The 12,226-nt window shown below is 41.4% G+C and carries 11 protein-coding genes, 3 pseudogenes and 1 other annotated feature; of the genes and pseudogenes, 11 read left to right on the top strand and 3 right to left on the bottom strand.

Translation table 11 applies throughout. The features are described from left to right. Positions 1-96 precede the first annotated feature (96 nt). Both FTT75_RS06915 and FTT75_RS06910 read left to right on the top strand, forming a co-directional pair. On the top strand, positions 97-339 hold the full coding sequence (locus FTT75_RS06915; protein WP_180072826.1) for an AlpA family transcriptional regulator: 243 nt from the start codon (positions 97-99) through the stop codon (positions 337-339). A 92-nt stretch (positions 340-431) separates the two neighbouring features. Then, a pseudogene (locus FTT75_RS06910) lies at positions 432-581 on the top strand (IS982 family transposase); the annotation flags it as partial. Between the two features lie 99 nt (positions 582-680). Here the strand turns inward: FTT75_RS06910 and FTT75_RS06905 are convergent. From FTT75_RS06905 to mobR, 3 genes and pseudogenes are all read right to left on the bottom strand, one after another. Further along, positions 681-929, bottom strand: coding sequence for a hypothetical protein (locus tag FTT75_RS06905; protein WP_180072824.1), 249 nt, complete (start codon positions 927-929; stop codon positions 681-683). A 156-nt stretch (positions 930-1,085) separates the two neighbouring features. Then, a pseudogene (locus tag FTT75_RS06900) lies at positions 1,086-2,333 on the bottom strand (IS3 family transposase). Continuing rightward, positions 1,943-2,059 (bottom strand) — a sequence feature (AL1L pseudoknot). (Overlaps the previous pseudogene by 117 nt.) Positions 2,334-2,505: 172 nt before the next feature. Continuing rightward, positions 2,506-4,185, bottom strand: coding sequence for a phenol degradation transcriptional regulator MobR (gene mobR / locus FTT75_RS06895; protein WP_180186162.1), 1,680 nt, complete (start codon positions 4,183-4,185; stop codon positions 2,506-2,508). 417 nt (positions 4,186-4,602) lie between these two features. Here mobR and FTT75_RS06890 point away from each other — a divergent pair, with 417 nt between their 5' ends. The 9 genes and pseudogenes from FTT75_RS06890 to FTT75_RS06850 form a co-directional block, all read left to right on the top strand. After that, entirely contained in the window at positions 4,603-4,896 is a 294-nt protein-coding gene (locus FTT75_RS06890) for a phenol hydroxylase subunit (RefSeq protein ID WP_004971972.1), read from the top strand. 19 nt (positions 4,897-4,915) lie between these two features. Beyond that, a complete protein-coding gene (locus tag FTT75_RS06885; RefSeq protein ID WP_180186161.1) occupies positions 4,916-5,920 on the top strand; it encodes an aromatic/alkene monooxygenase hydroxylase subunit beta in 1,005 nt (334 codons plus the stop codon). Positions 5,921-5,931: 11 nt separating this feature from the next. Further along, complete coding sequence (locus tag FTT75_RS06880; protein ID WP_004971969.1) at positions 5,932-6,198, top strand: MmoB/DmpM family protein; 267 nt, start codon at positions 5,932-5,934, stop codon at positions 6,196-6,198. A gap of 92 nt (positions 6,199-6,290) precedes the next feature. After that, a complete protein-coding gene (locus FTT75_RS06875) occupies positions 6,291-7,817 on the top strand; it encodes an aromatic/alkene/methane monooxygenase hydroxylase/oxygenase subunit alpha (protein WP_004971966.1) in 1,527 nt (508 codons plus the stop codon). Positions 7,818-7,934: 117 nt separating this feature from the next. Then, complete coding sequence (locus FTT75_RS06870) at positions 7,935-8,297, top strand: phenol hydroxylase subunit P4 (RefSeq protein ID WP_104853300.1); 363 nt, start codon at positions 7,935-7,937, stop codon at positions 8,295-8,297. 50 nt (positions 8,298-8,347) lie between these two features. Further along, positions 8,348-9,409 carry an NADH:ubiquinone reductase (Na(+)-transporting) subunit F gene (locus FTT75_RS06865; protein WP_180186160.1) on the top strand — a complete coding sequence of 354 codons (1,062 nt, stop codon included), beginning with the start codon at positions 8,348-8,350 and terminating at the stop codon, positions 9,407-9,409. 184 nt (positions 9,410-9,593) lie between these two features. Continuing rightward, a complete protein-coding gene (gene catA, locus FTT75_RS06860) occupies positions 9,594-10,514 on the top strand; it encodes a catechol 1,2-dioxygenase (protein WP_180186159.1) in 921 nt (306 codons plus the stop codon). A 154-nt stretch (positions 10,515-10,668) separates the two neighbouring features. Then, positions 10,669-11,541, top strand: a complete 873-nt coding sequence (locus tag FTT75_RS06855; protein ID WP_180186158.1) for a transporter — start codon at positions 10,669-10,671, stop codon at positions 11,539-11,541. Positions 11,542-11,741: 200 nt separating this feature from the next. Then, positions 11,742-12,065 (top strand): annotated as a pseudogene (locus tag FTT75_RS06850) (transposase); the annotation flags it as partial. Positions 12,066-12,226 lie beyond the last annotated feature (161 nt).

Below are 12,226 nucleotides of genomic sequence, written 5' to 3'. Positions count from 1 at the left end.
GTATGTTGATTATTTTTATAGTTTTTTAACCTGCGACAGAGATTTTTCTCAACTAGTGCTAGCTTTAGGTAAATCTAGAAACTAGAGGAAAGTATGATGCCTCCATTTACTGTAAACTCTGACTATGAAAGCAGCTTAAATCTTTTACCAGTTCGTCTAACTAAAAAAGATGTTTGTGTGCTGTTGCGATTATCTTTAAATGAACTACGGATGTACACAATTGAAGATAAAGAATTTCCAAAGCCTATAAAAAATGGAATTACAAAGCAGGCTGCAGTTTATTATGACTATCATGAAATTCTGCAGTGGCATCAGATACAGCTCAGTAAAAGAAAATAACCTGAGTTCGATATAAAAAAGAGTAGAAAAAAAGCCCTGAATTTATAACATATTGGTTCTCAAGACAAAATGTTATAAAGAAAGGCTTTTCAATGGATCATATTACCGAATTATTTCGTATTTTGGATGATTTCTGCAAAACATTTAATGAATCTTTAGAGAAAGCTTTGATTTTTGATCAAAAATACAGGCTGAAAAAGTCAGCCTTAAGCTTGTCTGAAGCAATGACCATTGTCATTTTAGAGCCTGTAAATAATTTTGTGTAATTGCTTTTCATAAATTTAAAGGTGATTGCTTAAGCGGTCACCGAATTCAATAATCCAGCTTTGCTCGACTAATACCTAGAGTATTAAATGCCTATTGTTAACATTAATTTGAATGCCTTTAGCACTCGCCATTTCAATATCTTTTATTGCACTTTTAATAGCCTTAGCGAGAGTTTCAGCTTCTCTTATAAAATCTAAATAAATATCACCATTTGTTGAACATACTAGAGCATCATTACAGCCCACTTCGAACAATCTATCTTCAATACAAATAGCTGAGGTACTTAAATCAAGAATAGAAATAGTAAAGTTAAATTTTTTCATAAGAGTCAGCATTAAATTTTTTTGTATTACTTAATATAATCTAATACCAAATCAATATTAAGTGAAGTCTTTTTGAAGACCATACTTAGGTGGTAAAGTGATGGTGGATCGGATTTCTTGAACCGTACCGGGTTTGTCGGAGACTTTTTATTTAAGTTAGGCCACCTGACCTAACGGGTTAATTTTATCATAGTACATCGCTTCAAAATCAAAGGGCGATACATAACCAATTGCACTATGTAAACGTTCTTTATTGAACCAATCTACCCAGTTTAATGTGGCAAGTTGTACATCTCCTAAACTACGCCAATCTGCTTTTAAATATTCAATCACCTCCGTTTTGTACAAACCATTCACTGTTTCAGCCAATGCATTATCATATGAGTCACCCGTTGTACCGACTGAAGCTCGTAAATTTGCTGCTTCTAAACGGTTGGTATAGCGAATAGAAAGATACTGTACACCTCTTGCGGAGCAGTGCTCCTCATATGGTGAATCACGTTTTTGGGCATTCCTCGATCATGCAAGGCTTGCTCCAGTGCATCAAGCACCATATCTGTATTCATACGTGTCGATACCTTCCATCCAACAATTGCTCGTGAAAAGACATCAATAATAAATGCGGTATATACCCAGCCTGAATTTGTTTGAATATACGTGAAGTCAGCGACCCACAGGCTGTCAGGTTTATCTGCACTAAAATTACGTTTTACCAAGTCCGATGCTCGTTGTTGATTATCTCGGCTACGGGTCGTTTGTTTATTCTTACCACGCCAAACACCTTGTATACCTAGCTTTTGCATCAATCGAGAAACTGTACAACGTGCAACAACATAGCCTTCACGTTTCAATTTTTGCCAGACTTTACGTACACCATATCGACCTGAACTTTTCTTCCAAATTCGTTTAATTTGTTCAGCATGATGCTGATCATGTAGATCTCGCTTGGCTCGATGTTCCCTTGCGAAGCAATGCTTCTCATCTGCAAGATCTAACGTTCGATAATAGGTAGAAGGTGCGATAGGTAAAACTCTACAAATCGCCTCAACTCCATACAGATCCTTATTATTATGGACAAAATCCACCATTATTTGTGTAGGCGGTCGAGCTCCGCCTGGGCGAAAAAAGCTGCTGCTTTACGTAAAATCTCATTGGCACGTTGCAGTTCTTTATTTTCACGTTCGAGCTGTTTAATACGTTCTTGGTCTGAAATCTGTTGTACTTTGACTGGATTCTGTTTGTCTAGATATTTCAAATACCAAACACGTAGTGTTCAGGAGTACAGCCAAACTTAGGAGCAATTGCAGAAACTGCAGCCCAATTCGATGGATAATCTTTTTCGGATTCAATGACAAGTTGAACCACTCTAGTTTTAATTTCTTGGGTATATGTTTTGGTTTTCATCGGGACATTCTCTCAGGGAAAGTGGTCTCCGACAAACCCGGTACGGTTCACAGCACACTTTGAAATCAGTAGATGATTGATTAAAATTAGATGATTTAGGGAAATTTTAACTTTTAAATATTTATGTTACAAAACTCCTAAAAATTATAGAGATAGCTCTAAATAAAATTATTTACAGGCTCAAATTATATTTTTTAAGTCGATAATCGAGCTTTGCTCGACTAATACCTAATAAACGTGCTGCTTCAGAAATATTCTGTTTGGCTTTGTGCATGGCGGTTACAATTAACTGTTGTTCATGCTGTTCTAAATCAAAATCTTCTGCAAAAAGTGTATCTAAATCCGTCACTGTTTGCTCACTTGTCTCATCATCTTGAGTTTGCATTTGTGGAAATAAAGCGTTTAATTTAATTAGTTGCTGATCTTCTGTGAGAAGTACTGCACGTTCCAACAAGTTTTCAAGCTCACGAATATTACCTGGCCAAGCATAACTTTTCATAAAGGCTGTGGCTTTTTCACTGATGCCTTGAATCTGTTTCTCATACATTTTTTCAAAGCGTTTTAAGAAATGATCGACCAAAAGCGGTAAATCTTCACGGCGTTCGCGTAATGGTGGAATTTGCACAGGAAAAATATTTAAACGGTAATATAAATCGGCACGGAAACGCCCAGCTTTGACTGCTTGTTCTAAATCTTCATTGGTAGCGGCAATTACGCGTACATCGATATTACGGGTTTGAGAATCACCAATACGTTCCACTTCACCTTCTTGCAACACGCGGAGCAAAGCTGCTTGAGCGCGTGGTGAAAGTTCAATCACTTCATCTAGAAAAATGGTGCCACTATGTGCACGTTCAAACTTGCCTAAACGTGATTGATGTGCGCCTGTAAAGGCACCTTTTTCTACACCGAACAGTTCAGATTCAATCAGCTCTGGTGGAATTGCCGCACAGTTGACTGCGACAAAGGCAGATTCTTTACGCTGACTGAGTTCATGTACACCCCGTGCAAAAGCTTCTTTGCCTACGCCAGTTTCGCCTTGCAGCAAAATGGAAACTTTAGCGCCTGCAGCTTTTTTAAGTAAGTCACAGACACGTTGATACGCTGCAGATTGTCCGACTGAGCTGAACATGCTGTAGTCATTTTTACTGGTGGTATAAATCGACTTTTTCAGTTCATACAGTTCTGCTTGTAGCGCAATGAGTTCCTGTTCCATCGGTTCAGGCGACATGAATTGAATCAACTCATCGGCATTTTCCCATTCACTGAGTTGTTTACCAATAATGCGGCAATGCTCACGCCCGCAGGCTTTACATTCCACTTCCTGATAAATAATGGTCATGCCTGTGGCAAAACTGCTGTAACCGCAAGCATAGCCTAGTAGCATCCAGCAGGAAGGTTCGTGACTCAGTCCAAATTGCTCAACATGCACATCGGCTTCGAAGGAGTTATGCCAGTTTAAGTCTGCATAAAACTGTTTTTTCTTTTGATTTAAAATCAGTTGGTTGGCAGAAACTTGCACCATGCCACGAATACCGTGCATTTGCGGCCCTGCCATAAAAGCCTGCTCTTCATTTAAGCCTGGACGCATTTTGGTGGTGACTTCGGCATCTTTCAGACCTGCCTGATAGCCCAAACGAATAAAAAAGCGTTTGGTGCGTTCCATCCCAATCATATTGGCAAGGTCTTTACGCAAATAGCCCATGATGCTGGTATGCATCAGCAACATGCGATACTCATCAAACCAGATTTGTCCACGCTCGGTGTCAAAATGTAGTTTGGAAAGCAGGTCGTGAATTTCCTGAGGATGACCTGCATATTTGCCGCTGCTGTCGTATTTTACTTGTACCATGCGCCGTGTTTAATCCATTAAATTCGAGGCTATTTAGCCATCTTATGCAAATTCGTGAAAATTCAATAATACCTAAACAGCATCATGCCAAACCTTAAAGGTATTCGGCTGTATCTCTATGTTTTTGTTGTTTTTATTTCATCTTTATCATAAGCGAATTGCATAAAGCCCAAGGGTAAATTTTTGTATCTGTACGGGCTGTATTTCATCAAATCATGAAATCTTAAATTTTTTAAACATCAAAATTCATCAAATCATGAAATCCAAATTCTTATAAAAACACTCAGATTTTTTAAGTTGCTGTTTTTCAATGTTTTTATAAAGTTGGCACGCTTGTTGTAATAGTAAAAGTAAGCAACAGATGCATGAAGCAACTGAAGCAAGTTCTGAATGAATCAGATCTTGTAGGAGAACAATATGAAGGATGCAACAGGCGCATTGCCCTTAACCAAATATATTCGGGTAACGGGCGATATTAATGCCGCATTTGTCGAGTTCGACTTTGCCATTCACGATCCCACTTTATATGTGGAGTTGGTGTTACCGCAGCAAGCATTCCGCGAGTTCTGCGCAACCAATCAAGTGGTGGAAATGAGCGAACAACAGCAAGCCGTGAATGATGCTGAAGAAGACAAATGGCGTTACGGCATTGAACACGACACTTTAGTCGGTGCACAGCGATACAACATTGATCATGAAGATCAACACTGAATGCTTAAGGAGATAAGCGATGACTTTAGAAATTAAAACAGCGGGTATTGAGCCAATTCGTCAAAACTATGCCTATATTGAGCGCCGTTTTGGCAACAAGCCAGCCACCCGTTATCAGGAAGTCAGTTTTGATATTCAGGCGGAAACCAACTTTCACTATCGTCCGCTGTGGAAACCTGAAAAAACCTTAAATGATAAAACCCATACTGCAATTGAAATGCAGGATTGGTACGCATTTAAAGACCCGCGTCAGTTTTATTACGGAACTTATGTGCAGCATCGTGCGCGTTTGCAGGACATTGCCGAAAGTAACTTTAGCTTTTTTGAAAAGCGTCAGTTGGCAGAGCATATTTCTGAAGATGTCAAAGCCAAAGTGATTGCCTTGTTTTTGCCGTTTCGTCATATCGAACAGACTGCCAATTTACACATGATGTCGGGCAGTGCTTATGGTTACGGTACGGTACTGACCCAAGCCTGTATTTATGCCGCGATGGATCGTTTAGGCATGGCGCAGTACATCTCACGCGTCGGTTTGGCGCTGGATGGCAATACTGGTGAATCTTTAATTCCAGCCAAACAAGCGTGGATGCAGGATGAAGCTTGGCAAGAACTGCGCAAACTGTGTGAAACAAGCTTGACTGAACAAGACTATTTCAAACTGTTTTTATTACAAAACTTGGTGATTGACAGCTTTATGAGTGAATTGGTCTACACCCAGTTTGATCAGTGGTTGGCACAGCATCAGGCGCGTGACTTGGCGATGCTGATGGAATTTATGCAGGAAGCCATGGCAGATTTACGCAAATGGTCAGACAGCGTATTTAAAACCGCAGCTGCAGAATCTGCACATAACAAACAATTGTTGAGCCAGTGGTTAGCCGAATATTTACCTGAAGTGAAAGCGGCATTTGCAGCGTGGGCAGCTGAGGCGTTGTCTGCAGATGCAGTCGACATTGCAGAACAAAAACTGCTGGAACGCAGTAAAAAAATTGGCATCGAACTCGAACAAATTTTGCAGGCTTAAGGAGAAGCAGCATGTCTAAGGTTTATCTCGCATTACAGGACAATGACACGTCGCGCTACATCATTGAAGCGATTGAAGAAGACAACCCAGATGCCACGATTCAATATCTGCCAGCCATGATTCGGGTAGAAAGCGAAACAGGTCTGATTGTTAAAGCAGAAACGGTATCTGAAAAACTTGGACAAGATTGGGATATTCAGTCTTTACAACTCAACATGATTACGTTGGGCGGCAACGTCGAAGAAGATGATGACAGTTTCCGTTTGCACTGGAACTAGGAATAAGGATGTGCACTGAGCCAATTTGAGTACAGTGCCGCCAGAACATATTGCTGCATAGATTGCCGCTAAAAAATTTAAGGATGATGAGCATGAATTCACAAGTTAAAACCCCAGCAAAAAAACTGAATGCCAAAGACCGTTATCGCGCACTTACTCGTGACTTGGATTGGGACTTTTCTTATGCAGACCGCAAAGAAGCCTTTCCATACGAAGAATTTGAAGGCATTAAAATTACAGACTGGTCTAAATGGGAAGATCCATTCCGTTTAACCATGGATGCTTACTGGAAGTATCAGGCAGAAAAAGAGAAAAAACTTTACGCCATTTTTGATGCTTTTGCACAAAACAACGGTCAAATGAACGTGACCAATGAGCGTTATTTGAATGCCATCAAACTGTTTTTAACTGCGGTAACTCCGCTTGAATATCAGGCATTCCAAGGTTATGCACATGTAGGGCGTCAGTTCAGTGGTGTAGGTGCACGTATCGCATCACAAATGCAGTCGATTGATGAATTACGTCACGTGCAGACGCAAATTCATGCCATGAGCCATTACAACAAATTCTTTGATGGTTTTCAGGATTGGTCGCACATGCATGACCGCGTTTGGTACTTGTCTGTACCAAAATCTTTCTTTGAAGATGCGCGTTCAGCAGGGCCGTTTGAGTTCTTGTTAGCCATTAGCTTTGCCTTTGAATATGTATTGACCAACTTGTTGTTCGTACCGTTCATGTCAGGTGCAGCACACAATGGCGATATGGCAACGGTCACCTTTGGTTTTAGTGCACAGTCCGATGAAGCACGTCACATGACTTTAGGTCTAGAAATCGTGAAATTCTTGTTAGAACAACACGAAGATAACGTGCCAATCGTACAGGAATGGATTGATAAGTGGTTCTGGCGTGGGACTCGTCTGTTATCTATAGTTGGCATGATGATGGACTACATGCTGCCAAACAAAGTGATGTCGTGGAAAGAAGCGTGGGAAACCTACTTTGAAGAAGCGGGCGGTGCGTTATTTAAAGACTTGAGCCGTTACGGTATTCGTATGCCGAAATATTCAGAAGTAATTACCAAAGAAAAAGAACACGTGTCGCATCAAGCGTGGTGGATTTTCTATAACTTCGGTCATGCAGCAGGTTTCCATACTTGGATTCCAACCGATCAGGAAATGGATTGGTTATCTGAAAAATATCCAGACACCTTTGACAAATACTACCGTCCAAAGTGGGAGTTAGCACGCAAGATGGAAGCAGAAGGCAAGCGTTTCTACAGCGCAGGCTTACCGCAATTGTGCCAAATTTGCCAAGTGCCAATGACTTTCACCGAAATGGATGGCGATCCGACCATGTTTACGTATCGTGAGTCTGTTTATAAAGGCGAGCGTTACCACACCTGTTCAGATGGTTGTCACGATATTTTTGAACGTGAACCTGAAAAATATGTGCAGGCATGGTTGCCAGTGAACCAAATTCTACAAGGCAACTGTGGTGGCTTAGATTTGGAAAACATGCTGCGCGAATATTATCGCTTCAATGTCGGTGCAGATAACTTGGATATTGAAGGTTCACCAGACCAGCAACGCTGGAAAAAATGGAAAGGTGATGCGGCTTAACGCTCATTCACTATCTAAAGTAAATATCTAAAATTTAAGTTATTTCAAGATTCAAATTTAAAAGGATTTCGGTTTGAGTCATTTGCGGCTCAAACCACCCCAATACGGAGAATGACCATGTCAGTACGCGCTATTCGCCCAGATTACGACTTTGAACCACGCGACCTACAAAAACACTATGGCGACAACATTTTGGTGTATGTGGGTTGGGATCATCACACTTTATATTGTTCTGCACACGCCATGTTGGTTTCGCCGCAGCAAACCTTTCAGGAATTTTTGGATCAGCAAATGCAGGCGGGTTTCCATCAACATCCTGACTTTGAAAACATTAAATGGGATGAAGTGCAATTTACTTTAAACAAACAGGTAATTCAGCCACGCCCTGAACAGACCTTGGCAGAAATTGGCTTCGATCAAAAATCACTACTGCGTTTTGTGACCCCAGGACTGAATGGGTACAAGGGCGCACACGTTTAAGACATTAACAGCAACACAAAGACAATAAAGAGTAAGACAGGAGGTCACAAATGAGCTATCAAGTTACGATCGAGCCAATTGGCACAACTATTGAGGTTGAAGAGGATCAAACCATTTTAGATGCTGCTTTGCGTCAGGGCGTCTGGTTGCCATTTGCCTGCGGACATGGCACTTGCGGCACTTGTAAAGTTCAAGTGACCGATGGCTATTACGATGTGGGCGAGGCTTCACCGTTTGCCCTGATGGATTTGGAACGTGAAGAAAATAAGGTGCTGGCCTGCTGCTGTAAGCCGGAATCGGATATGGTGATTGAAGCCGATGTCGATGAAGACCCTGATTTCCTGGGTTATTTGGTACAAGACTATTCGGCCAAAGTCATTGAAGTCCGTGATTTATCTCCAACCATTAAAGGCGTACGTTTACAGTTAGACCATCCGATGGACTTTCAGGCGGGGCAATACATTAACGTACAATTCCCCGGCATTGAAGGCACACGCGCTTTTTCAATTGCCAATGCCCCAAGTGAACTCGGCATTATCGAGCTCCATATTCGGCATGTGGTAGGCGGTAGTGCAACAACGTATGTGCATGAGCAACTTGTAGCAGGCGATGAACTGGAAATCTCAGGACCATACGGACAGTTCTTTGTGCGTAAATCCGATGATCAAGATGCGATCTTTATTGCCGGTGGATCGGGCTTATCGAGCCCACAGTCTATGATTTTAGATTTACTTGAATCAGGTGATACCCGTACCATTTACCTGTTCCAAGGTGCACGCGATTTAGCCGAACTGTATAACCGTGAGTTGTTTGAACAGTTAGTCAAAGACTATCCAAACTTCCGTTACATTCCTGCATTGAATGCACCTAAATCAGAAGATCACTGGACAGGTTTTGCAGGCTATGTGCATGAAGCTGTTGCCGACTATTTTGAGCAACGTTGTGCTGGACATAAAGCCTATTTATGTGGCCCACCGGTGATGATTGATTCGGCGATTTCGACCTTAATGCAAAGCCGGTTGTTTGAACGTGATATTCATACCGAGCGTTTCTTAAGTGCTGCCGATGGTGCCAGTGGTCAGGCACGTTCAGCCTTGTTTAAACATATCTAAAAAATATTTCTAAGCTATACCGAATAAAAAATTACTCAGGAAACAGGGCTGTGCCGATGCTAGATCAGCAGTGGTACGAGTCTCCTAAAAGTACAGCACTGCAACATGCAGTGTAAAAAAAGTAAAAGCCAAAAAAACAGCAATACTAAACCTAGCAGCGCTAAGAATAGCCAAGGAGAGTTACATGGACCGTCAACAAATTGATGCTTTGGTGAAGAAAATGAATGTCGACACTGCTACGCGACCGGTGGATCAGCGTGTACAGCAGATTGTGGTACGTATCGTCGCAGAGTTGTTCCAAATCATTGAAGATCTGGACATTCAACCTTCAGAAGTGTGGAAAGGTCTGGAATATATTACTGATGCAGGCAAAGCCAATGAATTGGGCTTATTGGCTGCGGGTTTAGGTCTAGAGCATTACCTAGATTTACGTGCCGATGAAGCCGATGCCAAAGCAGGTGTGAGTGGTGGTACACCACGTACCATTGAAGGACCACTTTATGTGGCAGGTGCACCTGAATCAGTCGGTTTTGCCCGTATGGATGATGGTTCAGAATCAGATCATTTAGATACCTTAATTATTGAAGGTACCGTGACGGATACCGATGGCAACATCATTGAAAATGCCAAAGTTGAGGTGTGGCATGCCAATGGCCTAGGCAATTATTCATTCTTTGATAAAACACAGTCTGACTTTAACTTACGCCGTACCATTTTCAGTGATGTAGCGGGTAAATATGTGGCTCAAACTACTATCCCAGTTGGCTATGGCTGCCCACCAGATGGTACGACTCAAGCTTTATTGAATAAGCTTGGACGTCATGGTAACCGCCCATCGCACGTTCATTACTTCGTTTCTGCACCAGGTTTCCGTAAATTGACCACGCAATTTAATATTGAAGGTGATCAATACCTGTGGGATGACTTTGCTTTTGCCACCCGTGAAGGTTTGGTGGCAACCGCAGTGGATGTAAACGATGCTGCAGAAATTCAACGTCGTGGTTTAGATAAGCCGTATAAAAACATCACCTTTAATTTTGAATTGGTGAAAGATGTAGATAATGCCCCTTCAACTGAGGTGGAACGCCGTCGCGCCAGTGCTTAAATACCGGAGCTCACTTGTTATCTAATTTCTTTTTGTCTTTATAGCATCATCAATTCAATTAGTGATGCTATTCCCAGAAGTCTGTCGCGAGTGCATGAATGACTCAAGCAGAGCGAACCGACTGCATTAAAATTTCTATTGAATAGGATGTTCTATGAATAAAAAAATATGGTTACTCATGCTGTTAAGTGGCTTGGCGACACATGTTTGTGCAACAGAAAACGGTTTAGATTCTTTCGCACTTGGTGCAGAAGGGATTGCAGCAGGGGCGCTACCACCGCCAGGTGTGTACTTGCTCAGTTATTATCAAAATTATCACGCCAGCGAATTTAAAAATGGTCCGGATAATTTCCATGTCGATGTCAATGCTTTTATTCCACGTTTGGTATGGATGACTCCGCAACAAGTTGCAGGCGGACAGTTGGGACTGTATGCGGCACAGCCTCTAGTTGATTTGCGTTTAAATGCGGCAAGTATGTCAGATTCTAACAGTGGTTTGGGAGATCTGATTATTGGTGCAATGCTGGGATGGCATAAAGGTAATCATCACAGTATTGCGGCTTTGGAAGGTGTGTTGGCGACAGGTGATTATGATGATGCGCGCCCAGACCGTCCTGTGGTGGCCAATTTAGGCAAAAACTATCACACCATTCGTCCAATTTTTGCCTACTCGTATTTGCAGCCGCAAGGTTGGGAGTTTTCAACTAAACTGTCTTATAGCTTTAATACAGAGAATGACGACACGAATTATCAATCGGGTGAGTATTTTGCAGGGGATTATAGCGTCGGTTATCAGTTGAATGATCAGCTGAAGCTGGCCCTAGAAGGCTATGCTTTTAAACAGACCACTGAAGATGAATTGAATAGCGAAGGCATTGGCAGAAAAGGTCAGGTATTGGCAGTTGGTCCTGCCATCCAATACAAACGTGATAACTGGTCTTTGGAAGCCAAGTTCCTGAAAGAAACTGAAGTGGAGCATCGTCCTGAAGGGCATTCCACCACGTTAAAAATGGTCTGGGCATTTTAACTACATAAGGTTTTTTACTTAGAGCATGATCCTAAAATTAAGCCAAGTTAAACTTGGCTTAATTCTTTACACTTCCTTGTTTTTAGTTTTTTCCTCTCGTCTTAGAATCTATCCAGTATTAATTTCATTCTTTTTTCGCAATTGAAAAAATAATTTGTTAAATTTCCCCCATGAGAAAACCATATCCCAGCGACATTAGTCGAGAAGGTGCATTAGATGCCATAACTATACATAGAGATACTTTACAAAATGTAGAGGTTGTACTTGTTGATGGTGGTTATACAGGCGAACCCTTTTCTTTGGCTGTTAAGAATTTAATTGGAGCTCGAGTTGAAGTTGCTAAACGAAGTGAATTACATAAATTTGCAGTCATTCCTCAACGCTGGGTTGTTGAAAGATCATTTGCTTGGTTGGAAAAATGCAGAAGACTTTGGAAAAACTGTGAAAAGCACCTAAATACGAGCCTACAATTCGTTAATTTAGCCTTTTTAAGGTTACTTTTGCATAGAAAATATTCTGGATAGGTTCTTAGAGCTGGTTGTAGTTTTACCTTTATGAAAAAATCAATAATAACCGCCTAAGTTGCGGTTTTTTTAATGTGATGCAAGAACAGGCTATTTGCAGAATCGCGCCGTGGTCAGCAGCTGCCGACATTACGACTTAGATTCAATAAACAAAACTGAAT

Origin of the sequence: Acinetobacter sp. YH01008 (genome assembly GCF_013420435.1) — a bacterium.
Classification (GTDB): Bacteria; Pseudomonadota; Gammaproteobacteria; order Pseudomonadales; family Moraxellaceae; genus Acinetobacter; species Acinetobacter pseudolwoffii.
Note: the sequence above shows the minus strand (reverse complement) of the source record. Positions and strands in the feature narration are given on the sequence as shown.